At 69.1% G+C, this 24,479-nt stretch carries 21 protein-coding genes; 13 read left to right on the top strand and 8 right to left on the bottom strand.

What is annotated here, in order from left to right; all coding sequences use genetic code 11:
- Nucleotides 1-36: 36 nt before the first annotated feature.
- Nucleotides 37-1,113, bottom strand: a complete 1,077-nt coding sequence (locus tag JHC79_RS11610; protein WP_296390835.1) for a glycerate kinase — start codon at nucleotides 1,111-1,113, stop codon at nucleotides 37-39.
- A 103-nt stretch (nucleotides 1,114-1,216) separates the two neighbouring features.
- Here JHC79_RS11610 and JHC79_RS11605 point away from each other — a divergent pair, with 103 nt between their 5' ends.
- Genes JHC79_RS11605 through cobS form a run of 3 tightly spaced genes read left to right on the top strand, consistent with a single transcriptional unit; the run spans nucleotide 1,217 to nucleotide 4,464 of the window.
- Nucleotides 1,217-1,897: a DUF3043 domain-containing protein gene (locus tag JHC79_RS11605; protein ID WP_296390833.1), complete on the top strand. Its 681-nt coding sequence runs from the start codon at nucleotides 1,217-1,219 to the stop codon at nucleotides 1,895-1,897.
- Nucleotides 1,898-1,902: 5 nt separating this feature from the next.
- Nucleotides 1,903-3,699, top strand: coding sequence for a nicotinate-nucleotide--dimethylbenzimidazole phosphoribosyltransferase (gene cobT / locus JHC79_RS11600; protein WP_296390832.1), 1,797 nt, complete (start codon nucleotides 1,903-1,905; stop codon nucleotides 3,697-3,699).
- Nucleotides 3,700-3,744: 45 nt separating this feature from the next.
- Nucleotides 3,745-4,464, top strand: coding sequence for an adenosylcobinamide-GDP ribazoletransferase (cobS, locus tag JHC79_RS11595; RefSeq protein WP_296390829.1), 720 nt, complete (start codon nucleotides 3,745-3,747; stop codon nucleotides 4,462-4,464).
- 6 nt (nucleotides 4,465-4,470) lie between these two features.
- Here the strand turns inward: cobS and JHC79_RS11590 are convergent, their stop codons facing one another.
- Together JHC79_RS11590 and gcvT are read right to left on the bottom strand one after the other, a co-directional pair.
- Nucleotides 4,471-5,574 (bottom strand): branched-chain amino acid aminotransferase, encoded by a 1,104-nt coding sequence (locus JHC79_RS11590; RefSeq protein ID WP_296390827.1) that lies wholly within the window; start codon nucleotides 5,572-5,574, stop codon nucleotides 4,471-4,473.
- A 67-nt stretch (nucleotides 5,575-5,641) separates the two neighbouring features.
- Nucleotides 5,642-6,754: a glycine cleavage system aminomethyltransferase GcvT gene (gene gcvT / locus JHC79_RS11585; protein ID WP_296390824.1), complete on the bottom strand. Its 1,113-nt coding sequence runs from the start codon at nucleotides 6,752-6,754 to the stop codon at nucleotides 5,642-5,644.
- A 103-nt stretch (nucleotides 6,755-6,857) separates the two neighbouring features.
- On the opposite strand from gcvT, the gene JHC79_RS11580 reads away from it, so the two are divergent.
- From JHC79_RS11580 to JHC79_RS11555, 6 genes are all read left to right on the top strand, one after another.
- Nucleotides 6,858-8,390, top strand: coding sequence for a leucyl aminopeptidase (locus tag JHC79_RS11580; RefSeq protein ID WP_296390822.1), 1,533 nt, complete (start codon nucleotides 6,858-6,860; stop codon nucleotides 8,388-8,390).
- 187 nt (nucleotides 8,391-8,577) lie between these two features.
- Nucleotides 8,578-10,461: a 2-oxoglutarate dehydrogenase, E2 component, dihydrolipoamide succinyltransferase gene (gene sucB / locus JHC79_RS11575; RefSeq protein WP_296390820.1), complete on the top strand. Its 1,884-nt coding sequence runs from the start codon at nucleotides 8,578-8,580 to the stop codon at nucleotides 10,459-10,461.
- Nucleotides 10,461-11,339: a TIGR01777 family oxidoreductase gene (locus JHC79_RS11570; protein ID WP_296390817.1), complete on the top strand. Its 879-nt coding sequence runs from the start codon at nucleotides 10,461-10,463 to the stop codon at nucleotides 11,337-11,339. Before sucB ends, JHC79_RS11570 begins: the two co-directional genes overlap by 1 nt.
- Entirely contained in the window at nucleotides 11,332-12,066 is a 735-nt protein-coding gene (lipB, locus tag JHC79_RS11565) for a lipoyl(octanoyl) transferase LipB (RefSeq protein ID WP_296390815.1), read from the top strand. The genes JHC79_RS11570 and lipB overlap by 8 nt, the downstream gene beginning before the upstream one ends.
- Complete coding sequence (gene lipA, locus JHC79_RS11560) at nucleotides 12,063-13,124, top strand: lipoyl synthase (RefSeq protein WP_296390813.1); 1,062 nt, start codon at nucleotides 12,063-12,065, stop codon at nucleotides 13,122-13,124. Before lipB ends, lipA begins: the two co-directional genes overlap by 4 nt.
- 70 nt (nucleotides 13,125-13,194) lie before the next feature.
- Nucleotides 13,195-13,929, top strand: a complete 735-nt coding sequence (locus JHC79_RS11555) for a DUF4191 domain-containing protein (protein WP_296390811.1) — start codon at nucleotides 13,195-13,197, stop codon at nucleotides 13,927-13,929.
- Between the two features lie 15 nt (nucleotides 13,930-13,944).
- Here the strand turns inward: JHC79_RS11555 and JHC79_RS11550 are convergent, their stop codons facing one another.
- Nucleotides 13,945-14,406: an RDD family protein gene (locus tag JHC79_RS11550; RefSeq protein WP_296390809.1), complete on the bottom strand. Its 462-nt coding sequence runs from the start codon at nucleotides 14,404-14,406 to the stop codon at nucleotides 13,945-13,947.
- 123 nt (nucleotides 14,407-14,529) lie between these two features.
- Between JHC79_RS11550 and glnA (JHC79_RS11545) the strand changes: the two genes are divergently transcribed.
- The 3 genes from glnA (JHC79_RS11545) to JHC79_RS11535 all read left to right on the top strand — a co-directional run bounded on the left by glnA (JHC79_RS11545) (nucleotide 14,530) and on the right by JHC79_RS11535 (nucleotide 16,761).
- Nucleotides 14,530-15,963: a type I glutamate--ammonia ligase gene (glnA, locus tag JHC79_RS11545; protein ID WP_296390807.1), complete on the top strand. Its 1,434-nt coding sequence runs from the start codon at nucleotides 14,530-14,532 to the stop codon at nucleotides 15,961-15,963.
- 146 nt (nucleotides 15,964-16,109) lie between these two features.
- The gene (locus JHC79_RS11540; RefSeq protein ID WP_296390805.1) at nucleotides 16,110-16,463 is read left to right on the top strand and encodes a histone-like nucleoid-structuring protein Lsr2; all 354 of its coding nucleotides are present in this window, start codon (nucleotides 16,110-16,112) and stop codon (nucleotides 16,461-16,463) included.
- A gap of 130 nt (nucleotides 16,464-16,593) precedes the next feature.
- Nucleotides 16,594-16,761, top strand: coding sequence for a hypothetical protein (locus JHC79_RS11535; protein WP_296390804.1), 168 nt, complete (start codon nucleotides 16,594-16,596; stop codon nucleotides 16,759-16,761).
- A gap of 1 nt (nucleotide 16,762) precedes the next feature.
- Here the strand turns inward: JHC79_RS11535 and JHC79_RS11530 are convergent, their stop codons facing one another.
- From JHC79_RS11530 to JHC79_RS11515, 4 genes are all read right to left on the bottom strand, one after another.
- Nucleotides 16,763-17,743, bottom strand: coding sequence for an endonuclease/exonuclease/phosphatase family protein (locus JHC79_RS11530; protein WP_296390802.1), 981 nt, complete (start codon nucleotides 17,741-17,743; stop codon nucleotides 16,763-16,765).
- 26 nt (nucleotides 17,744-17,769) lie between these two features.
- Nucleotides 17,770-20,775: a bifunctional [glutamine synthetase] adenylyltransferase/[glutamine synthetase]-adenylyl-L-tyrosine phosphorylase gene (locus JHC79_RS11525; RefSeq protein WP_296390799.1), complete on the bottom strand. Its 3,006-nt coding sequence runs from the start codon at nucleotides 20,773-20,775 to the stop codon at nucleotides 17,770-17,772.
- A gap of 81 nt (nucleotides 20,776-20,856) precedes the next feature.
- Nucleotides 20,857-22,197, bottom strand: a complete 1,341-nt coding sequence (glnA, locus tag JHC79_RS11520; protein WP_296390797.1) for a type I glutamate--ammonia ligase — start codon at nucleotides 22,195-22,197, stop codon at nucleotides 20,857-20,859.
- 83 nt (nucleotides 22,198-22,280) lie between these two features.
- Nucleotides 22,281-23,903 carry an alpha/beta hydrolase gene (locus JHC79_RS11515; RefSeq protein ID WP_296390796.1) on the bottom strand — a complete coding sequence of 541 codons (1,623 nt, stop codon included), beginning with the start codon at nucleotides 23,901-23,903 and terminating at the stop codon, nucleotides 22,281-22,283.
- A gap of 151 nt (nucleotides 23,904-24,054) precedes the next feature.
- On the opposite strand from JHC79_RS11515, the gene JHC79_RS11510 reads away from it, so the two are divergent.
- Nucleotides 24,055-24,479, top strand: a 425-nt coding sequence (locus JHC79_RS11510; protein WP_296390794.1) for a 3-methyl-2-oxobutanoate hydroxymethyltransferase, incomplete at its 3' end; no start/stop codon positions are given.

Genomic DNA, 24,479 nt, shown 5'->3' with positions numbered 1-24,479 from the left:
TCGTGCTTCTCATCGACAACGGTACCCCCATGAGTCCTATTCCCGCCTCCAGGCGAGTCCGGCCTGCTCGGCGAGGCGGGTCAACAACGGCCCCGCATCGTCCATGGCGTGCTGTGTCGACTCGGCGATGTCGACGATCGCGTGGGCCTGCGCGATCCCGGCCGAGGCCAGCTCGGCACCGGTCAGGACCACCTGGCCCGCGAACACCACGGTCGGCAGGTCGCGGCGGGCGGCGGCCGTCGCCACCGCGGAGACGACTTTGCCCTGCAGCGTCTGGTGGTCGAACTTGCCCTCACCGGTGATCAGCAGGTCGGCGTCGGCGACGAGTTCGTCGAGTCCGATCGCGGTGGCGATCACCGTGGCCCCCGACACCCGTCGGGCGCCGAGCGCGATGAGCGCGGCTCCCAGCCCACCGGCCGCGCCTGCGCCGGGCTCCTCGGCGATGTCGCAGCCCGCGAGCGCGGTCAAGGTGGCGTTCCATGCCGCCAGACGGTCCTCAAGAGCGGCCACCATGGCCGGGTCTGCGCCCTTCTGCGGCCCGAACACCGCGGCCGCACCCTTCGGACCCAGCATCGGGTTGTCGACATCGGACGCCGCCACGAGATCCATTCCGGCGAGACGATCTGCTGCCGTCCGCGGATCGGACGGGGCGGGACCCGCGAGTGCGGCGATCAACCCGGAGCCGCCGTCGGTGCTCGCCGATCCCCCGAGGCCGACGACGATCCGCTGCGCGCCTGCGGCCGCGGCGGCGGAGACCAGATCGCCGACGCCCCGGGTCGAGGCGGCGAACGCGGCGCTCGGTGAACGCGAGCCCACGAGGTGGAGGCCACACGCCTGGGCGCACTCGATGTAGGCCGTGACGGTGTCGCCGGTGTCGTCGATGAGCCACTGCGCGTCGACCGGGTCGCCGAGCGGTCCGGGGACGGTCGTGGTGATCAGCCGGCCGAAGCGGGCCGCCAGCACGTCGACGAAACCGGGGCCGCCGTCCGAGAGCGGCGCGCACACCAGCTGGTCATCGGGTCGGGCACGTGACCACCCCGTCGCGATGGCGTCGGCGGCCTGCACCGCCGTGAGGGTGTCACCGAAGGAATCCGGAGCGATCAGGGCCCGCATGGCGTGAGCATAGGGCGCCCGCGGCCGATCGGCAGATCACGCGAAGCGGTCCCGATCTGCCGCCGATGCCGACGCCCGGGGCGCGATCAAATATCCTGGTCTGGTGAAGCTGCCCTGGAAGAAGGACGAGACGTCGGCGAGTGCTGCCGGCGACACCGCGAGCGCGGACGACGGGGCAGGTCAGAGCGCGGCCTCCACCGTCACCACACGCAAGCAGACCGAGGGCAAGGGTCGACCGACACCTCGACGGCGTGACGCCGAGGGGCGTCGTCGCGGACCTGTCGCCCCTGCGCCTCAGACGCGCGCCGAGGCCCGCGCCCGCAAGAAGGAACTCGGCGGGGCCAAGCTCAGCCGAGACGAGCGCAAGCAGCAGTCCGACAGTCGCCGCTCCGCGCGCGCCGAACAGCGCCAGAAGATGATGGACGGCGACGAGAAGTACCTGATGCCCCGCGACAAGGGCCCGGTGCGCAAGTTCGCCCGCGAGATCGTCGACTCCCGCCGCAACTTCGCCGGCCTGTTCATGCCGTTCGCCGTGCTGCTCATCGTGATCATGTTCCTGCCCGCCATCGCCGTCTACGCGACGCTGCTGATGCTTATCTTCGCGGTGTTCCTGATCATCGACGGCGTGATCCTCGGTCGGATCGTCAACAACCGTGTGCGCGAACGCTTCCCGGACACCCCCGACGGCGGCTTCAAGCTGGGTTGGTATTCCTTCAGCCGATCGATGCAGATGCGTTTCATGCGTGCCCCCCGTCCCCAGGTCAAGCCCGGCGACGCGGTCTGAGCCACATGCGGACGTTGATACTGGGTGGTATTCACTCAGGGAAGTCGGCGTATGCGGAGGACGTGATCGCGGCGGCGGACGGCGCGGAGTCGGTCCGCTACCTCGCGACCGCCGTGACCCCCGCCACCGGCGATCCCGAGTGGAGTGCACGGATCGACCGGCACCGCCGACGCCGACCCGACACCTGGACCACCGTCGAGACCGGTGACCTCGCCGAAGCGCTGCGCGCCGACGCCACCACGCCGTCGCTGATCGACGACCTGGGCAACTGGGTGTCGTCCTACCTCGACAGTGTCGGCGGCTGGGATGACCCGGCCGTCGACCTGAGCGCGCGGACGACCGAACTCTGCGCCGCCATCGACGCGTTCGAGGGTGATCTGGTGCTGGTGAGCCCCGAGGTCGGGTTGTCACTGGTGGCCCCGACACCGTCGGGTCGCCGCTTCCAGCAGGAACTCGGCAGTGTCAATGCCGCCGTCGCCGCGGCCTGTGACCGCGTGGTGCTGGTGGTCGCGGGACGACCCATCGACCTCGCCGACAGCGACACCGTCGCCACGGCGACCGCGACCCCATCGGCGGCGACGGCCGACACCCACACGCAGATCACCTCCGCACCGACCGCTGCCGCTGTCGCGGCTGCATCCGTCGCTGCCGAGGCGCCGACCGAGCGCGACACCGTACCGGAAGCCTCCTCCGACACCGTCGCGTCGGTCCCGGCCACCGTCGGCGACCATCACAGCGCCGCAGACGAATTCGACGTGATCGAGTCGCCGTCGCGGCACATCGCCGCACAGGCGGAAGCCCGTCAGCTGCAACTGACCAAGCCGGCCGGGTCGCTCGGTCGGCTCGAGGAGATCGCGAACTGGGCGGCGTCGTGTCAGGGCGCGTGCCCCCCGGCACCCTTCCGGACCCCGACCGTCGTCGTCTTCGCCGGCGACCACGGCGTCGCCCATGCGGGGGTCTCGGCCTACCCACCCGAGGTCACCGCCCAGATGGTGGCCAACATCAGCGCGGGCGGCGCCGCGATCAACGTGTTGGCCGACCGCGCGGGCGCCACGGTCCGTGTCGAGGACATCTCCGTCGACGCCGACCTCGACCCGTCGCTGAGTCGGTTCAAGGTCCGCCGCGGATCGCAGGACCTGCGCACCACCGACTCGCTCACCGCAGCCGAGGCCAACGCCGCGGTAGCCAACGGACGCGCGATCGCCGACGAACTCGTCGACTCGGGCGTCGACCTCCTCATCGCCGGCGACCTGGGGATCGGCAACACGACGCCGGCGGCGGCGCTGATCGGCGTGCTCACCGACACCGAGCCGGTCGTCGTGGTCGGACGGGGTACCGGCGTCGACGACGACGGGTGGATCCGTAAGACCGCTGCGATCCGTGACGGGATGCGTCGCGGTCGCGCCGTCTCGCGCTCCCCCATCGCACTGCTCGCAGCGATCGCCGGGGCCGATATCGCCGCCATGGCGGGTTTCCTCGCCCAGGCGGCACTGCGACGCACCCCCGTCATCCTCGACGGGGTGGTGGTGACCGCGGCCGCGTTGGTCGCCGAGGATCTCGCGCCCGGCGCCGCCCAGTGGTGGCTGGCCGGGCATCGTTCCGACGAGCCCGCGCACTCGATCGCGTTGCGGCAGTTGGGGCTCGAGCCGGTCCTGGAGTTCTCGATGCGGCTCGGTGAGGGCAGCGGCGCGGTGACGGCGTTGCCGATCGTGCAGGCGGCGGTCGCGACCCTCGCCTCGATGGCGACGTTCGCAGACGCCGGCGTCTCCGACGCCGATGCCGCGGCGCCCGCCCCCGTCTGACGCGCGGTGTCGCTGACGCGCTCGGTTCACGGCACTCATCTGGCCGTGTCGTGGCTGACCGTCCTACCGATACCGCAACCACGTGTCGAGATCGACCGGCCCGCCGCGGCGCGGGCGATCGCGGCGACCCCGGTGGTCGGCATCCTGCTCGGTGGGGTCGCGGCCGGCCTCGCCGCGGTGTTGTCGCTGTCGCAGCTGCCGTCGATCGTCGTCGGCGCGCTGGTCGTCGCGGCGCTGGGGTTGCTGACGCGTGGGATGCACATCGACGGTCTGGCCGACACGGTCGACGGGTTGGGCTGTTACGGACCGCCCGAACGGGCGCGCGAGGTGATGCACAGCGGCGGCGTCGGACCGTTCGGGGCAGCCGCCCTGCTGGTGGTGTTGCTGGTGCAGGCCGCCGGGGTCGGCACGCTGGCCGACTCACACGAATGGTGGTCCATCGTGGTCGCGGTGGCACTCGGCCGCGTCGCCGTACTGACCGCGTGCCGACGCGGATTATCCGCCGCGGCAAACGGTTTCGGTGCGCTGGTGGCGGACAGTCAACGATGGTCCATCGTCGTCTGGACGGTCCTCGCACTCATCGGCGCGGCCCTCGTCGACATCGACGTCTGGTGGCGCGGGCTCATCGTCGTCGGTGTGATCACGGCCGGCGCCTGGGTGGTGTCGGCGCACTGCGCGCGCCGCTTCGGTGGCATCAACGGTGACGTCCTCGGGGCCGTGCTCGAACTCGGCACGACCGTCGCGGTGGTCGGTTTCCTGATCTGACTCCGGTCAGGGCCGGTGGAGCTCGGTCATCCAGCCGTGGGTGTCGGCGAACGTGCCGCGCTGGATGCCGGTGAGTGTGTCGCGGAGCGCGGTGGTCACCTCGCCGGGCGTTCCGTCGCCGATCTGATAGTCGTCCGAGTCACCCTTGACCCGGCCGACCGGGGTGATCACCGCGGCGGTGCCGCAGGCGAAGACCTCGGTGATGTCGCCCGAGGCGACGCCCTTGCGCAGCTCTTCACTGCTCACCTTGCGCTCCTCGACGGCGATACCCGCGTCGACCGACAGGGCCAGCAGCGAGTCACGGGTGACGCCGGGCAGCAACGACCCGGACAACTCCGGGGTGACCAACCGCGCGTCGGCCCCGGAACCGAGGACGAAGAACAGGTTCATCCCGCCCATCTCCTCGATGAAGCGGCGCTCGACGGCGTCGAGCCACACGACCTGTTCGCAGCCGTGCTCGGCGGCCTGCGCCTGGGCGAGCAACGACGCGGCGTAATTACCGCCGGTCTTGGCGTCGCCGATCCCGCCGGGGGCGGCACGGACGTACTCCGAGGACAACCAGACACTGACCGGCTTGACGCCACCCGGGAAGTACGCACCCGCCGGTGAGGCGATGACGAGATAGCGGTAGCTGTTGGACGGACGCACCCCGAGAGCGGCCTCGGTGGCGAACATGAAAGGTCGCACGTAGAGCGAGTCCTCGCCGCCGGCCGCCGGGACCCACTCGTGGTCCGCGGCGAGCAGTGCCCGCAGCGATCCGAGGAAGACGTCCTCGGGCAGTTCGGGCATCGCGAGTCGCCGCGCGGAGTTGTTCAGGCGACGGGCGTTGGCGTCGGGGCGGAACGACGCGATGGTGCCGTCGGCCTGCCGGTACGCCTTGAGTCCCTCGAAGATCTCCTGGGCGTAGTGCAGGACCATCGCCGACGGGTCGAGAGAGATGGGCCCGTACGGCACCACCGAGGCGTCGTGCCATCCGCGGTCGGCATCCCAGTCGATGCTCACCATGTGGTCGGTGAAGTAGTTGCCGAAGCCCGGCGCAGACAGGATCTCGGAACGTCGCGATAGCGACGCCGGGTTCGGGTGCTCGGTCCGGGTGAACTCCACGGTCATCAGGCAATCCTAGCCCGTGGGCGCCCCGCCCCTGTCGCCTCGGTGGCGGTGGTCGTGCCGGCGTCGCTCAGCTGGTGGACGTCTGCACGAACGGCGGTGCCACCAACTCACATTCGAGGTCACGGCCTCGCACGTCGACGATCACGTGGTCGCCGTCGGCGAGCCCGGGGGCGGTGTCGATCAGGGCCAGCGCGATGCCCTCCTTGAGGGTCGGCGAGAACGTCCCCGAGGTGCACAGACCCACGACGGTCCCGTCCGCGGTGCGCACCGCGCAGTCGGCACGCGGGACCCCGCGCCCGATCGCACGCAGACCGCGCAGACGGCGCGCCGGCCCGGCCTCCTTCTCGGCCACGAGCGCCGATCGACCGAAGAACTCCGCCTTCTTCCATCCCACGGCCCAGCCACACCGCGCCTGCAGCGGACTGATCTCGGTGGACAGTTCGTGACCGTGCAGCGGGTAGCCCATCTCGGTGCGCAGGGTGTCGCGGGCGCCGAGCCCGGCGGGCAGCCCCCCGGCCTCGGTCACCGCGGCCAGCACGACCTCGAAGACGTCGGCCGTGTCGTCCCAGAGCGGCAGCAGTTCGAACCCGCGTTCACCGGTGTACCCGGTGCGGCACACGCGGATCGGCCGGGCGCGTCCACCGATGGTCAGATCGGCGTCGACGTAGGACATGTAGCCCATCTCGGTGGGCAGCCCCACCGCGGTGAGCACCTCCGACGACAGGGGGCCCTGGACGGCCAACACCCCGTAGTCGCGGTGCCGGTCGACGACGCTGATCTCCGGTGGGGCCACTGCGGCGAGCGCGGCGACGACCGCGGCGGTGTTCGCCGCGTTGGGCACCAGGAACACCTCGTCGTCGGACACCCAGTAGGCGATGAGGTCATCGACGACTCCCCCGGACTCGGTGGCGCACAGCGTGTATTGCGCGCGGCCCGGCTCGATCTTCGCCAGATCGTTGGTCAGGCAGCGGTTCACGAACTCCGCCGCGCCCGGACCGGTCACCGACGCCTTGCCCAGGTGGCTGACGTCGAAGATACCGACGCGCTCACGGACCGCGGTGTGTTCGGCGACGGTGCCCGAGTACGACACCGGCATGGACCATCCGCCGAAATCGGCGAAGCTTGCACCGATCCGCTCGTGGGTGTCGTTGATCGGTCCCAGCAGGGTTTCGGCGCTCATGGCAGACAACCTATCTGCCGACCGGTTCCGATGCCGCACGCAGACTCTCCCCCGGCCCGGGCCACTAGGCTCGTGTCGTTCCCGACGATCGGAGAGAGACCGTATGAGCACCACCCCGGATCGACAGCTCGGCCCCGACCTGGCCCTCGCGACCTCGGTCTCCGAGGCGGCCGCCGACGTCCTCGTGATCGGCCTGGTGGCCGCGTCCGAGGATGCCGGCACCGACGCGGCACCGGTGCCCGTCGTCGGCGACGGACTCATCGACGACGCAATCGTCGCCGAGATCTCCGCGGCGTTGGCGGCGGTCGGCGCGTCGTCCGGTGCGGGCGATGTCACGCGGGTGGTCGCACCGACGGCGCTGGGTGTGGCCAGTGTCCTGGCCGTCGGTCTCGGAGGCGCGTCGGCGCTGGAGAAGCCGGACTCGGTGCGACGTGCCGCGGGTGTCGCCGCGCGGGCCCTGACCGGAGTCGGTACGGCCGTGACGACATTGTCGACGGTCGATCTCGGTGCGGCGGCGGAGGGCTTCCACCTCGGCGCGTACCGGTTCGAGGAGTTCCGCTCGGCGAAGACCAAGTCCACCAAGGCCCCGCTGGGCGCGGTCGCACTGCTCACCGCCCCGTCGGCGCGCGACGGCGCCGCCGAGCTGGACCGTTCGCGCGCGATCGCCTCCGCGGTCGCCGTCGCCCGCGACTTCGTCAACACCCCGCCGAGCCACCTCTACCCCGAGGAGTTCGCCGCCCGCGCCGAGGCGCTCGGCAAGCAGGCCGGTCTCGACGTCGAGATCCTCGACGACAAGGCCCTGATCGAGCAGGGCTACGGCGGCATCGTCGGTGTCGGCAAGGGCAGCTCCCGGTTGCCGCGGCTCGTCCGACTCAGCTACTCGAGCAAAAACAAGAACGCCAAGAAGGTCGCGCTCGTCGGCAAGGGCGTCACCTTCGACACCGGCGGCATCTCGATCAAACCGGCCGCGGGGATGGAGAACATGACATCCGACATGGGCGGCGCGGCCGCCGTCGTCGCCACCGTCGTCCTCGCCGCGCAACTCGGGGTCGAGGTGGATGTCACCGCGACCGTCCCGATGGCGGAGAACATGCCGTCGTCGACCGCACAGCGGCCCGGCGACGTGCTCACCCAGTACGGCGGCATCACCGTCGAGGTGATCAACACCGACGCCGAGGGTCGGCTGATCCTGGCCGACGCCATCGTCCGCGCGTGCGCGGATTCGCCGGACTACCTCATCGACACCGCGACGTTGACCGGTGCGCAGATGGTGGCGTTGGGGACGCGGACACCCGGGGTCATGGGCACCGACGACTTCCGCGACCGCGTGGCCGACATCTCGCGGCGTGTCGGCGAGAACGGCTGGGCGATGCCCTTCCCCGAGGAGCTCGGCGCCGATCTCAAGTCCCGGGTCGCGGACCTCGCCAACGTCACCAACCACCGATGGGGCGGCATGCTCTCGGCCGGGATCTTCCTGCGCGAGTTCGTGACCGACGGGGTGGCGTGGGCGCACATCGACGTCGCCGGGCCCGCCTTCAACACCGGTGGCCCGTGGGGCTACACCCCGAAGGGCGGTACGGGGGTGCCGGTCCGCACGATGATCGGGGTCATCGAGGACATCGCCGCTCTCGGCTGAGCGGTGTCCATCACCGGAGGAAACGCCCGAAACTCCCCGACGACACCGCCGACGCGCACGGGGTCGCTACGGGTAGGGTTTCTCATCGGTGGCCGTACCTCGTCACCACAGCTGCCCGGTCGCCCTACCCGCGGCGACCAGACACGCGACCGCATCAATCGGATCTCGAGTCGAGGAGTCGACGAACATGGCGTTCTCCGTCCAAATGCCCGCTCTGGGTGAAAGTGTCACCGAGGGAACCGTTACCCGGTGGCTCAAGCAGGAGGGAGACACGGTCGAGGAGGACGAGCCGTTGCTCGAAGTGTCGACCGACAAGGTCGACACCGAGATCCCCTCACCGAAGTCCGGTGTTCTCACCAAGATCATCGCCCAGGAAGACGATGTCGTGGAGGTCGGAGGCGACCTCGGCGAGATCGGTGACGAGGGCGAATCCGCCGAGTCGTCCGACGACAGCTCGTCGGACTCCGATGACAGCGGTTCCGACGACGACGAGGCCGGCGGCACCGAGCCGAGCGACCTCGAGGACACCGACGACTCCGACGACGACGGACCCGAGCCGTCCGCCGACGCCGACGAGCCCGCCGAGAAGCCCACCGCGGGCGCCGACGACAGCGGTTCCGCCGAGGGCACCGACGTGACGATGCCCGAGCTGGGCGAGTCCGTCACCGAGGGCACCGTGACCAACTGGCTCAAGGCCGTCGGCGACGAGGTCGCCGAGGACGAGCCGCTGCTCGAGGTCTCCACCGACAAGGTCGACACCGAGATCCCGTCGCCCGTCGCGGGCACGCTGCTCGAGATCGTGGCCGAGGAGGACGACGTCGTCGAGGTCGGTGGCCGTCTCGCGGTCATCGGATCCGCCGACGCGAAGCCGACGTCGAAGTCCGAGCCGGATCCGGAGCCGGACGAGGAAGAGAAGTCCGAGCCCCAGGCCGAGGCCGAGAAGGTCGCCGAGCCGGAGCCCGAGCCCGAGCCGGAACCGGAGAAGCGCGAGCGCATCTCGGAGCCGGAGGAACAGAAGAAGGCCGAGCCCGCACCGGAGCCGAAGGAGCAGGAGACCCGCAAGCCTGCCGCCGAGAAGTCGTCGGACTCCGATTCCGACGCATCGAACTCGTCCACGCCGTACGTGACCCCGCTGGTGCGCAAGCTCGCCGGCGAGAACAACGTCGACCTGGACTCGGTGAAGGGCACCGGTGTCGGTGGGCGCATCCGCAAGCAGGACGTGCTCGCCGCGGCCGAGGCGGCCAAGGCCCCGGCGCAGGAGAAGAGCGAACCGGCCCAGGCACCCGCGGCGTCGGCTCCGGCCGAGACGAAGTCGGCTCCCAAGGGCGTCCGACCCGAGCTCGCCGAGCTGCGCGGAACGACCCAGAAGGTCAACCGGATCCGCCTGATCACGGCGAAGAAGACCCGCGAGTCCCTGCAGACCAGTGCTCAGCTGACGCAGGTGTTCGAGGTCGATCTGACCCGCGTGGTCTCGCTGCGCGCGTCGGCCAAGGCGTCGTTCAAGGCGTCGGAGGGGGTCAACCTCACCTACCTGCCCATCATCGCCAAGGCCACCGTCGAGGCGCTCAAGGCGCACCCGAACGTCAACGCCAGCATCGACGAGGCCGCCAAGGAGATCACCTACCACGGTTCGGTGAACCTCGGCATCGCCGTCGACACCGAGCAGGGTCTGCTGTCGCCGGTCATCCACAACGCCGACGACCTCTCGATCGCCGGGCTGGCGCGCGCGATCGCCGACATCGCCAAGCGGGCACGGGAGAACAAGCTCAAGCCCGACGAGCTCGCGGGCGGAACGTTCACGATCACCAACATCGGGAGCCAGGGTGCGCTGTTCGACACCCCGATCCTCGTCCCGCCGCAGGCGGCGATGCTGGGTACCGGCGCGATCGTCAAGCGCCCGACCGTGATCACCGCCGAGGACGGGTCGGAGTCGATCGCCGTGCGGTCGATGTCGTTCCTGCCGCTGACCTACGATCACCGTCTCATCGACGGCGCCGACGCCGGACGATTCCTGACCACGGTCAAGCATCGTCTCGAGGAAGCGGCCTTCTCGGCAGATCTGGGCCTCTAGTGCGGGTCGCCGTCGCCGGATCGTCGGGGCTGATCGGGTCCGCCCTGGTCGAGTCCCTTCGATCCGACGGCCACGAGGTGCTGCGGCTGGTCCGACGGGAGCCGCGGTCGGCCGACGAGATCGGTTGGTCGCCGGAGACGTTCGGGGTGACCCCCGACGCGCTCGACGGTGTCGACGCGGTGGTCAACCTGTGCGGCGTGGGCATCGGCAACCGACCGTGGTCGGGCGAGTTCAAGCAGAAGCTGCGCGACAGTCGCATGGTGCCGACTCAGGTGCTGGCCGAGGCGATCACCGCGGCCGGAGTACCGGTGTTCGTCAGTTCCAGTGCGACGGGGATCTACGGTTTCACCTCCCATCAGGTGATGACCGAACAGAGCCCCGAGGGCAGTGGTTTCCTCGCCGAGCTGGCGCGGGACTGGGAACGGACCGCGGCGCTGGCCACCACGGCACGTGTGGCGCTGATCCGTACCGCGCCGGTGCTGTCGCCGTCCGGAGGTCTGCTCGGCAAGCTCCGCCCGCTGTTCAAGCTGGGACTGGGCGCCAAGCTGGGTGACGGCGAGCAGTACATGTCGTGGATCTCGTTGGTCGACCACGTCCGTGCGGTGCGCTTCGTCCTCGACCACGAGATCAGCGGCCCGGTGAATCTGACCGCGCCACAACCGGTCACCAACACCGAGTTCACCGCCGCGTTCGGTCGAGCGGTGCACCGACCGGCCAAGCTGTTCGTGCCCCGCCTGCTGCTGCGGGCGGCGGCCGGCGAGCTGGCGCTGGAGATGTTGCTGGGCGGCCAGCGGGCTGTCCCGGACGTGCTCACCGACAACGGTTTCGAGTTCGAACACCCCACCATCGACGCCGGGCTGGGCTACGCGAATGCCTGACCGGTCGTCGAGTGCCCGGCGTTCGCGGTCCGAGGTCGAGGTCCGTGACCTCGGACTCGTCGACTACGCGACCGCCTTCGACGAGCAGCACCGCCTGGCCGCCGACCGTGCGTCCGGGGTGCTCGATCACGACGTGATGTTGTTGCTCGAACACCCGGCGGTCTACACCGCGGGCAAACGCACCGCGCCGGAGGACCGTCCGTCCGACGGCACCCCGGTGGTCGACGTCGACCGCGGCGGCAAGATCACCTGGCACGGTCCCGGCCAGCTCGTCGGCTACCCGATCGTCGCGCTGGCCGAACCCCTCGACGTGGTCGACTACGTCCGCCGCATCGAGGAGGCGATGATCGGCGTGTGCGCCGACCTCGGTGTCCACACACTGCGGATCGACGGCCGTTCCGGCGCATGGGTTCCCGAGGACCCGACGACACACCAACCGGCCCGCAAGGTGGGCGCCATCGGCATCCGCGTCGCCAGAGGTGTTGCGTTGCACGGTTTCGCGCTCAACTGCAATCCGGACCTGTCGGCGTTCGGCACGATCATCCCGTGCGGCATCCCCGACGCGGGCGTGACCTCGCTCACCGAGCAACTCGGTCGCGTCGTCGACGTGGACTCGGTCCGCGCGGATGTGGCCCGGACGGTGATCGACGCGCTCGACGGGCGTCTGCAGGTGGGCTCCACCGACACCCGCCCGCTGGTACCACACGGCGTAGCATCGACACAGTGACTGTGCATCAGGAGAGCCCCGCATCCGCCGGCGTCGAGTCGGCCGCCGCGCCCGCCGCGCCGAGTGGCCGCAAGCTGCTCCGGCTCGAGGTCCGCAACGCCGAGACCCCGATCGAGCGCAAGCCCGAGTGGATCCGTACCCGGGCGAAGATGGGACCGGAGTTCACCGAGCTCAAGGCCCTGGTCAAGCGCGAGGGTCTGCACACGGTGTGCGAGGAGGCGGGCTGCCCCAACATCTACGAGTGCTGGGAAGACCGCGAGGCGACGTTCCTGATCGGTGGCGAACAGTGCACGCGTCGCTGCGATTTCTGCCAGATCGACACCGGTAAGCCCGACGACCTCGATCGTGACGAGCCGCGTCGTGTCGCCGAGAGTGTCCAGGCCATGGGGCTGCGGTACTCGACCATCACCGGTGTCGCCCGCGACGATCTGCCCGACGGCGGCGCGTGGCTCTACGCCGAGACCGTGCGCGAGATCAAGCGGTTCAACCCGACCACCGGCGTCGAACTGTTGATCCCGGACTTCAACAACGATCCCGACCAGCTCGCCGAGGTGTTCTCCTCGCGGCCGGAGGTGCTGGCGCACAACGTCGAGACGGTGCCGCGCATCTTCAAGCGGATCCGACCGGCGTTCCGCTACCAGCGCAGCCTCGACGTGATCACCGCCGCGCGGGATGCGGGCCTGGTCACCAAGTCCAACCTCATCCTCGGCATGGGTGAGACGCCAGAGGAGATCAGCGAGGCGCTGGCCGACCTGCACAACGCCGGCTGCGACATCATCACGATCACCCAGTACCTGCGGCCGTCGCCGCGGCACCACCCCGTCGACCGCTGGGTGAAGCCGGAGGAGTTCGTCGAGCACTCGAAGTACGCCGAGGAGCTCGGGTTCGCCGGCGTCATGGCCGGTCCACTGGTGCGGTCGTCGTACCGTGCGGGCCGTCTCTACGCGCAGGCACTGCGGGCCCACGGCCGGGAGCTCCCCGACTCGATGGCGCACCTCGCGAACGAGTCCGGGGCCAGCCAGGAGGCGACCTCGGTTCTCGCGCGTCTCGCGCGCTGACACCTCACCGCGCCCACGTCGGGTGGACGGCACGTGATCTCCGCGTTCGCGGGTCAGTATCCTGATCCGTATGGCGAAGGCACAGGCGACGAAAGAGGCGAAGGCGGCTGCGAAAGCCGCTCGGAAGAAGGCGTCGCGCGAACGCCGGACGCAGCTGTGGCAGGCGTTCAAGATGCAGCGCAAGGACGACAAGCTGCTCCTGCCGCTGATGATCGGCTCGCTCGTCGGCATCATCGCCGTCGCGGTGCTGATCGGCCTGCTGACCGGTGCGCTGGTGTTCCTGCTGCCGTTGGGCATCCTCCTCGGACTGTTGGTCGCGTTCGTGATCTTCGGTCGTCGCGTGCAGAAGAGTGTGTTCGCGAAGGCCGAGGGCCAGGCCGGAGCCGCGGGATGGGCGCTGGACAACCTGCGGGGTTCGTGGCGGGTCAAGCAGGCGGTGACCGGTAACGCTCACCTCGACGCCGTGCACCGGGTGATCGGCAAGCCGGGCGTGATCCTCGTCGGCGAGGGGTCCGCGTCGCGGCTGCGCACCCTGCTCGCGCAGGAGAAGAAGAAGATCGCCCGCGTCGTCGGCGACACCCCGATCTACGACGTGATCGTCGGCAACGACGAGGGGCAGGTGCCGCTGAAGAAGCTCGAGCGCCACCTCAACAAGCTGCCGAAGAACATCAACGGCAAGCGGATGGATGCACTCGAGTCCCGGCTTGCCGCGCTGGGCGGCCGCTCCGGCCCGGGCATGCCGAAGGGTCCGATGCCCGCGGGCGCCAAGATGAAGAACGTCCAGCGCTCTATGCGGAGGCGCTGACGCGCCGGATCCGCCTCAGCGGGTACGGACGAGCGCCGTTCCGGTCGCACGATCGTGCATCCCACGGCCCTCGGGGTCGTTGAGCAGCGGCGGGACGATGAACACGATCAGCAGCTGTCGTGCCACCGCGCGGACGATGCCGACCGATCCCCCGCCGTCGATGCGGGCGACCCGCATCCCGACGATGAACTGTCCGGGCGTGAACGAGAACAGCGTCACCGTCACCACGCCGACCACGAACCACACCGCGAGCACGGTGGTGGACAGCGTCGGCGACAGGAAATCGACGAACAAGAGCGATACGCCGTAACAGAGCACCCAGTCGACGAACAGACCCAGCACGCGCTGCCAGGACGACGCCAGCGAGTTGGGGCCGGACTCGGCCAGACCGAGGCGCTCACCGCGGTAGGCGCCGATGTCGACCGGATCGAGACCGGCCTGCGGACCTGACAACCACGAACCAGTAGTACGACCCATGAATCCACTATAGGTGCGTATCCGGCCAGACCGCGGCGGCTAGTGTATTGGGTGCGCAACACCACCGTTCACGATCGTGTCTCGCTGCGCAGCGATCTCTCACCACAAAGGAGTCACCGACAGGTGTACAGCACACAAGAAGAACTTCTCGAAGGCATCAAGAGCGAGGGAGTCGAGTACGTCGACATCCGCTTCTGCGACCTGCCCGGGGTGATGCAGCACTTCTCCATCCCGGCGTCTGCCTTCGACGAGAGCGTGTTCGAGGACGGCCTGGCGTTCGACGGTTCGTCGGTGCGTGGCTTCCAGTCGATCGACGAGTCCGACATGATGCTCCTGCCGGACCCGGCGACCGCGCGGATCGATCCGTTCCGCAAGGCCAAGACCATGAACGTCAGCTTCTTCGTGCACGACCCGTTCACGCGTGAGGCCTACAGCCGCGACCCGCGCAACGTCGCGCGCAAGGCGCAGGACTACCTCGCCAGCACCGGTGTCGCCGACACGTGCTTCTTCGGCGCCGAGGCCGAGTTCTACATCTTCGACTCGGTGTCGTTCAGCTCCGAGATCAACTCGACCCACTACGAGGTCGAGTCGTCCTCGGGCTGGTGGAACTCCGGATCGCCCGTCGACCCCGACGGCACCCCCAACCTGGGTTACAAGGTCCGCCCGAAGGGCGGGTACTTCCCCGTCGCCCCGTACGACCACTACGTGGACCTGCGCGACGAGATCTCGACGAACCTGACCAACTCGGGCTTCGAACTCGAGCGCGGCCACCACGAGGTCGGCACCGGCGGTCAGACCGAGATCAACTACAAGTTCAACACGCTGTTGCACGCCGCCGACGACGTGATGCTGTTCAAGTACATCTGCAAGAACACCGCCTGGCAGAACGGCAAGTCGGTCACCTTCATGCCCAAGCCCCTGTTCGGTGACAACGGTTCGGGCATGCACGCCCACCAGTCGCTGTGGAAGGACGGCAAGCCGCTGTTCCACGACGAGGCCGGCTACGCGGGTCTGTCGGATCTGGCGCGCCACTACATCGGCGGCATCCTGCACCACGCGCCGTCGCTGCTCGCGTTCACCAACCCCACGGTGAACTCCTACAAGCGGCTCGTGCCCGGCTACGAGGCCCCCATCAACCTGGTCTACAGCCAGCGCAACCGCAGTGCGTGCGTGCGTATCCCGATCACCGGTAACAACCCCAAGGCCAAGCGCCTGGAGTTCCGTTGCCCGGACAGCTCGGGCAACCCGTACCTCGCGTTCGCCGCGATGATGATGGCCGGACTCGACGGCATCAAGAACAAGATCGAGCCGCACGAGCCCGTCGACAAGGACCTCTACGAGCTCCCGCCGGAGGAGGCCAAGGGCATCCCGCAGGCCCCCACCTCGCTGTCGGCGGTCATCGACCGGCTCGAGGAGGACCACGACTACCTCACCGCAGGTGGCGTGTTCACCGAGGACCTGATCGAGACCTGGATCTCGCTCAAGCGTGAGAACGAGATCATGCCGGTGCAGATCCGTCCGCACCCGTACGAGTTCTCGCTGTACTACGACTGCTGATCCGCTCCGCGGCGCACTCGATGTCGATCACCCGTCCGGCCTCTGGCCGGGCGGGTGATCTGTTTTGCCCCTCCCGAGGCGGTTACGCGACTCCCCCGCGTCGGCCTAGCATCGGACCACGGCAACCCAAGGTTGAGTGATCGCGCATGTCGACAGTCATATCCATCTCGTACACCGACGACCTCGACGGTGAGCCGTTGCTCCCGAGCGACATCCAGTTCGTCGAATGGACATGGCGCGGCGAGCGGTTCGTGCTGGAGACCAGCGCCGGCAATCTCGACGCCATCGAGAGCGGGGCCACGTCGTTCGCCACGGTGCTCGCCAGGTCGCGAGAAGTCCCCCCACGTCGGCTCACGAAGGCACGTCATCTCTCGAAGCGCTCCGAGAGTTCGTCGATGACGATCCGGGTCTGGGCCCGACAGAACGGTCATCGGGTGGCCGAACGCGGCCGGATCCCCGCGGCGATACTCGCCGCGTTCGCGGCCACGCAGATCCTCTGAGCAGGTGCCGGGTTCGGCTTGCCTGATCGATCCCCGTGCTGCACGGTGGCCGATAGAGTCCGAAGGGACCACGGAGGCAACGACCACCGGGGCGAACGGCACTCCACGACGAACGCGAAGGTGACACACCATGAGCTTTGAGCAGGCAGCCGAGCGAGCAGACGAAGCGGCCGGTATCGCGGCGATCGCGAAGGCCCATCTCGACGAGGATCGCGGACACAAGCTGCTCGCCGAGTCGGTCGAGATCCTCGCGCACGCCGTCGCCGCCCTGGCCCGCGCGCAGGCTCCGACGACCTGACTCACCGTGCGGTGAGGGACACCTCCAGTGCCCGATGATCGGATCCGGGTACGTCGAAGGTGTTCAGCGACACCGCGGTCAACCCGCGGGCCAGTACGTGGTCTATCCCGATCAGCGGGCCGTACCAGTGATTGGTCGGGTAGGTGAAATGCCACCGGCCACCGACCTGTTCGGTGGCGTCGCGGAATCCGTTGCGCAGCAGCGCACGGAACTGGGCGTGATCCCAGGTGGCGTTGAAGTCGCCACTGACGATGACGTTCTCGGCGGGTGACGCGTGCAGGGTGTCGCGCAGGAGCTTGATCTCGCGCACCCACCGCGCCGGGTCGTAGGGGTACGGCGGGATGGGGTGCACCGCGAACACCGTCGTGGCAGGCGCCCCGGGCAGATCGACGTCGGCACGGAGATTGTTCAGCCCGAAGTCGGTGAGCTGTGCGGTGTTGCGCAGCGGGTAGCGGCTGAAGATGCCGGTCCCGACCCCACCGGTCCCGGGGACCGCGAACTCGTACGGGAGCATCGACCGCAGGTCGGTTCGACGCAGTCGGTCGAGCGCCGCGGGTGTCATCTCCTCGATGGTCAGCAGGTGCGCACCACTCGAGCGCACGCGCGCGACGACCGCGTCGACGTCACCTGCGCCGAGTTTGATGTTGGCCTGCACCACCGTGATCCGATCCCCGCCGGGATCGGCGACACCACGCAGCAGCGGCGCCTGCGTCCAGATGCCCACCCCGAGGGCGATCACCGTGAGAACGACGGTGATCCACCGCCGCGTCAGGGCGAGGATGACCAGGGCCGGGATCCCGGCACCGATCAGCAACGGAACGGCGCTCGCGGCCGCGGTCGACACCCGGCCCCGACCGGGAAAGTAGTGCAGCCAGATGGCTCCGATGGCCGCGGCGAGCAGCGCCCACCCGAGGACGACCGCGACGAAGTAGACGATCTTGAACAGGGCCGAACGGTGGGCCAGTCGCTCCCCCGTGCGCATGCGCGGCCGGCCCGATCGTCTCGGTCTCACCCGCCGAACACTTTCAGCACGACCGACTTCGCCCGTCGGGTCACGCGCAGGTAGTTCTCCAGGAACTCGTTCGCCTGGTCCTCGGGCCATCCGGCGGCGAACGCCACCGCCCGCAACTGCTGGCCGGGGCCGGGCAGCTGGTCGACGGCCTTGCCGCGCACCAGGACCAATGCGTTGCGTGCCTTGGTCGCCGTCAGCCACGCCTCCTTGAGCAGCGACACGTCGGTCTCGCTGAGCAATTCGGCCGAGCCGATGGCGTCGAGTGTCTGCAGGGTGGAGGTGTTGTGGAACGTCTGCAGCCGGTGCGCGTATCGCAGTTGCATCAGCTGGACGGTCCACTCGATGTCGGCGAGCCCACCGCGCCCGAGCTTGGTGTGCATCGACGGATCGGCTCCGCGCGGAAGCCGCTCGGCGTCGACCCGGGCCTTGATGCGACGGATCTCGCGCACCGCATCCGGCGACACTCCCCCGGCGGGATAACGGATCTCGTCGGCCATGTGCAGGAACGCGATACCCAACTGGTCGTCGCCCGCGCACTGCCGTGCACGCAGCAGCGCCTGGATCTCCCACGCCTGCGCCCACTGCCGGTAGTACGCGGCGTAGGCGGCCAACGTGCGCACGACCGGCCCGTTGCGCCCCTCCGGACGCAGCCCGGTGTCCACCTCGAGCGGCGGATCCGCACTGGGGGTGCCCAGCAGTTTGCGCACGCGGTCGGCGATGGTGTTGGCCCAGCGGACCGCGACGGCCTCGTCGACGCCGGGCATCGGATCGCAGACGAACAGCACGTCGGCGTCGGACCCGTATCCGAGCTCACCACCACCGAGGCGGCCCATCCCGATGACCGCGATCCGCGCGGGTGCCGGCTCGCCGCGTTCGGCGACCGAGGCGTCGATCACCACGCGCAGAGCGGCATTGAGCACCGAGGCCCACACACTCGACAGGGCGCGACACACCTGCGCGACGTCGAGCATGCCGAGGACGTCGGCGGATGCGATGCGCGCCAACTCGGCTCGACGATGCGACCGGGCGACGGCGATGGCACGTTTGGGGTCCTGGGCGCGCAATGCCGACGCCACCAGGCCGCGGGCGACGTCGTCGGGGTCGACCTCGATCAGCCGCGGCCCGTTCGCCGAGTCGGCGTAGAGGCGGATGACGTCGGGCGAGCGCATCAGCAGATCGGCGATGTAGGCCGACGCACCGAGCACCTTCATCAGCCGCTCGGCCACGACCCCCTCGTCGCGCAACAGCCGCAGGAACCAGTCGTGTTCGCTGACCTCGTCGCACAACCGCCGGTAGTTCAGCAGACCGGCATCGGGATCGGGTGTGCGGCTGATCCACTCGAGCAGGGTCGGTAGCAGCAGTTCCTGGATCTGACCGCGGCGGCCCTTCGAGGTCAGCAGCGCCCGCAGATGACTCAGCGCGTGTTCGGGTTTCGCGTAGCCGAGCGCCGAGAGCCGTCGGACCGCGGCATCGTCGGACAGACGCAGCTCGTCCTTGTCGAACCTGGCCACTGCCTCGAGAAGTGGTCGGTAGAAAAGCTTTTCGTGCAGGCGGCGGACACGGTGGGCCTGCCGTCGGATCTCCTCGCGCAGCGTCGCGGCCGCGTCGAGCTGACCGTCGGGCCGGATGTGTGCGGCGCGGGCGAGCCACCGCATCGACTCGATGTCGTCGAACTCGGGCAACAGGTGGGTGCGTTTGAGCTTCTGCAACTGCAGACGGTGTTCGAGCAGGCGCAGGAACTCGTACGACGCGGTGAGGTTGGCTCCGTCGTCGCGGCCGACGTAGCCACCCGCCGTGAGCGCCGTGAGCGCCTCGACGGTGGACAGGACCCGCAGCGACTCGTCGACACGGCCGTGGACGAGCTGCAGGAGCTGGACGGCGAACTCGACGTCCCGCAGACTGCCGCTGCCGAGCTTGAGTTCACGTTCACGCAGACCGGCAGGGACGGTGCTCTCGACACGCCGCCGCATCGCCTGCACCTCGTGGACGAAGTCCTCGCGCTCGCTGGCCTCCCACACCATCGGCGAGACGGCGGCGAGGTAGTCCCGACCGAGCGCCATGTCCCCGGTCATCGGCCGGGCCTTGAGCAGCGCCTGGAACTCCCAGGTCTTGGCCCACCGCTGGTAGTAGGCCACGTGCGAGGCCAGGGTCCGGGTGAGTGCACCGGCCTTGCCCTCGGGACGCAGGGCCGCGTCGACCTCGAAGAAGGCCAGCGAACCGATCCGCATCATCTCCCCGGCGATGCGCGCCGAGGTCGCGTCGGCGGGTTCGGCGACGAAGATGACGTCGACGTCGCTGACGTAGTTGAGTTCTCGGGCTCCGCCCTTGCCCATCGCGATGACCGCCAGGCGGCCCTCGAACGGCTTGTCGCCCAGGACCTCGGCGACCGCGACCGACAGCGCTGCGGTGAGAGCACAGTCGGCGAGGTCGGCGAGGAACTGCCCGACCTGCGGGAACCACAGCACCGGTTCGTCTTCGACCGCGGGCGCGAGATCACGGGCCGCGAGCTGCAACAGGATGTTCCGGTAGGCCAGGCGCAATGCGACGACCGCGGGCGGACCGGTCGTCGACGCCCGGTGGACAGGGCTCCCGTCGGCACCGGGTTCGGCCACCGCACCAACCGCGTCGAGCAGCTGGTGCGCCATCTCGTCGGTCGTGGGGAGGTCGTCGCAGTCCAGCAACCGCCAGGTGGTCGGTTCGGCAACCAGGTGATCGCCGAGGGCCTCCGAGGAGCCGAGCACGGCGAAGAGCCGACCGCGGAAACACGGACGACTGTGGAGGAGGACGTCGATCTCGGACCAGTCGTCGCCCACCGACGCTCGCAGACGCATCAGCGTTCGCAACGCGAGGTCGGGGTCGGGCGCACGCGACAGCGACCACAGCAGCGGAATCGATTCCGGCGTGTTCCATCCGAGGGTGGCGAGGTCGGAGCCGGCCGTGTCGTCGATCAGCCCGAGACGCCCCGGCGCGGGCACCGTGGTGCGCGTGGCAAGAGGTCTCACGCCCACGACGGTAGCCGTCGCGGTCTCACGTCGGAGCGCAGACTCCTCGAACACGCCGGGTCAGCGGGTCGAGGAGGGGTACTACAGCGCCAGGTATCGGTTGAGTTCGAACGGCGTGACCAGACTGCGGTAGTCGTTCCACTCCGACCACTTGTTGCGCAGGAAATAGTCGAAGACGTGCTCGCCCAATGTCTCGGCGAGCAGTTCGGAGGACTCCATCGCCTTGAGTGCGTCGGCGAGGCTGCCCGGCAGTTCCTTGTAGCCCATGGTCCGACGCTCGGCCGACGTCAACGACCACACGTCGTCCTCGGCCTCGTCGGGCAGCTCGTAGCCCTCGGCGACGCCCTTGAGTCCGGCGGCCAACAGCACCGCGAACGTCAGGTACGGGTTGCATGCCGAGTCCGGGCTGCGGACCTCGATGCGCCGCGACGACGCCTTGTTCGGGGTGTAGAGCGGCAGGCGGATCAACGCGGACCGGTTGGCGCCACCCCAGCTCGCCGCGGTCGGCGCCTCGCCACCGTGGATCAGCCGCTTGTAGCTGTTCACCCACTGGTTGGTGACGGCGCTGATCTCCGAGGCGTGATGCAGGATCCCGGCGATGAACTTCTTGCCGGTCTCGGAGAGCTGCATCGGGTCGTCGGGGTTGTGGAACGCGTTCGTGTCGCCCTCGAACAGGCTCATGTGGGTGTGCATGGCCGAACCGGGGTGCTCGCTGAACGGCTTGGGCATGAACGTCGCCCACACACCCTCGGCCATGGCGACCTCTTTGACGAGGTAGCGGAAGGTCATGACGTTGTCGGCCATGGACAGCGCATCGGCGTAGCGCAGGTCGATCTCCTGCTGACCGGGCGCGCCCTCGTGGTGGGAGAACTCCACCGAGATACCCATCGACTCGAGCGCGTCGATGGCGTGGCGGCGGAAGTTCGGTGCGCTGCCGTGCACCACCTGGTCGAAGTAGCCACCGGTGTCCGACGGGGTCGGCGGGGTGCCGTCGGTGGGCGCGTCCTTGAGGAGGAAGAACTCGATCTCGGGGTGGACGTAGCAGGTGAAACCCTGGTCTGCGGCCTTGTTCAGCTGCCTGCGGAGCACGTGCCGCGAGTCCGCCCACGAGGGCGTCCCGTCGGGCATGGCGATGTCGCAGAACATGCGGGCCGAGTGCTGTTTGCCGTTGCTCGTCGTCCACGGGAGGACCTGGAAGGTCGACGGATCGGGCTTGGCGATGGTGTCGGCCTCCGACACCCGCGAGAACCCCTCGATCGACGAACCGTCGAAGCCGATGCCCTCGACGAAGGCGCCCTCGAGTTCGGCGGGGGCGATGGCCACCGACTTGAGGTAACCCAGCACGTCGGTGAACCAGAGTCGCACGAATCGAATGTCTCGTTCTTCGAGCGTCCGAAGCACGAATTCCTTTTGACGATCCATGCTCGAAGGCTAGAAGTGCGCTGTTAAATCCGTGTTACGGACGCACTTCGGGTGGAATTTCCAGCGCGTTTGCGGACCCGATCTCAACATGTGGTACCGACGGCAGGCAGGGTGAGATCTACGAGGTAGCGGGTGAGCGGGGCGTCGAGGCATTCCACACCCTCGAACGACGCGGTGTGTTGGGTGCCCTTGAAGGTCACCAGTCGCGCCGTCAGCTGATCGGCCAACGACACCCCCGCCTCGTAGGGGGTGGCGGGGTCGTCGGTGGTCGACACCACGACCGTCGTCGGCAGTCCCTTCGCGTCGATCCGGTGCGGGGTGGACGTCGGCGGCACCGGCCAGTAGGCGCACTCGTCCGCGGCACCGCGGCCCGATCCCCGACCGTCGTCGCGGAACGGCGCCGACGCGCGCAGCGTCACGTCGAGCTTGTCCAGGGCGGCGCGGTCGGTGATGGCGGGCCCGTCGACGCAGCGGATGGCGGTGAACGCATCGGCGCTGTTGTCGTACCGTCCGGACCGGTCGCGGCCCTCGTAGAGGTCCGCCAGGCGCAGCAGGGTGTCACCGCGTCCGGTCGACAGTTGGGCGAGCCCGTCTCGCAGGTACCGCCACAACGTCCGGGTGTAGAGCGCCTGCCCGGTGCCGGTGATCGCGTCGGCGTAGGTGAGGCCGCGCGGATCGGTTGTCTTCGCCGGTCTGCCGATCAGCGAGCGGACCAGCTGTTGGTAGCGAGCGGTGACCTTCGTGGGATCGGTTCCGAGCGCACACTGGGCCATCGATGCGCAGTCGACGGCGAAGCGCTCGAACGCCCGCTGGAAACCTGCGTTCTGCGCCACGACGTCGGCGACCGGATCGGCCGCGGGGTCGACCGCGCCGTCGTTGATCATCGCGCGGACCCGCGTGGGGAACTGCTCGGCGTAGGCGGCGCCGATCCGCGTGCCGTAGGAGTACCCGAGGTAGTTGAGTTGATCGGCGCGCAGTGCACCGCGCATCACGTCCATGTCCCGGACGACGTCGGCGGTGCCCACGTGCGCGAGGAACTCCTTCCCGAGCTTCTGCGCGCATTCGGCACCGACCGAGGCGTTGCGCTTCTGGACCGCGTCGATCCCCGCCGGTGACGTGTCGACCCAGTCCGTCGCCCGCACCCGGTCGCGCTCGGCGTCCGATCGGCACCGGATGGCGGGGGTCGATCGTCCGACGCCGCGCGGGTCGAAACCGATGATGTCGAAACGTTTTCCGATCTCGAGATCGGCGAATTGTCCGGCGGCACTGCCCATGAAGTCGACTCCCGATCCGCCCGGGCCACCCGGGTCGGTGAGCAGGACGCCTGTGCGGTCGCCGCTCGCGCGCAAACGGAACATCGCGATCGACGCGGTGGCGCCGTCGGGTTTCGCGTAGTCGACAGGGACGGTGAGGCGACCGCACTGGCTGCGCTCCCGGGAGTACTGCCCGTCGGGCAGGAAATCGCCGCAGGAGCCCCAGGCGATCTGTTGCCCGTAGAAGCGGTCGAGGGTTCCGTCCGAGGGGGCGATCGACGAACCCGGGGACGCCGAGGATCCCCGAGCCGATGACGGTTGTTCCGCAGCGGATCCGACGCGCGTCAGGTCGCTGGTACACGCGGAGGCGCCCAGTACGACGACCAGGAACGGCACGACCGCCCGCAGGCACCGCCGCCGCGTCGGTCGGATCATCGTCGCGTCAGGCGGCATCGGAGCATCGGCCCATGGTGCCACGAGTCGCAGATGTGACCCATTGCACAGCCTGTCGCAGGTGGGAGACGGCGTCGACGGGTGCAGACTGGTCGGGTCACATCCACCCGGGTACTCGCCGAGCGAGACTCGAGGCACGAAAGAGACAACGATGTCTGAGAATTCTGTGTACGGCGCCGTGTCCACCCCCGCCGACTCGTCGAACACCGACTCCCCCGCCAAACCCCGCCGCATCACCCGCGTCCATCATCTGGCGCAGATGAAGGCCGAGGGCGAGAAGTGGTCGATGCTCACCGCGTACGACTACTCCAGCGCACGCATCTTCGATGCCGCCGAGATCCCCGTCCTGCTGGTCGGTGACTCCGCGGCCAATGTCGTCTACGGCTACGACACCACCATCCCGGTGAGCGTCGACGAGCTGATCCCGCTGGTCCGTGGCGTCGTCCGCGGCGCACCGCATGCGTTGGTCGTCGCCGATCTGCCCTTCGGCAGCTACGAGGCCGGCGCCCAGCAGGCCCTCGAGTCGTCGATCCGGTTCTTCAAGGAGGGCGGGGCGCACGCCGTCAAGCTCGAGGG

The organism is Williamsia sp. (assembly GCF_016462415.1).
In the GTDB taxonomy this organism is placed as follows: Bacteria; Actinomycetota; Actinomycetes; order Mycobacteriales; family Mycobacteriaceae; genus Williamsia_A.
The sequence above is the reverse complement of the archived record's forward strand: the minus strand, read 5'-3'. Positions and strand labels throughout refer to the sequence as shown.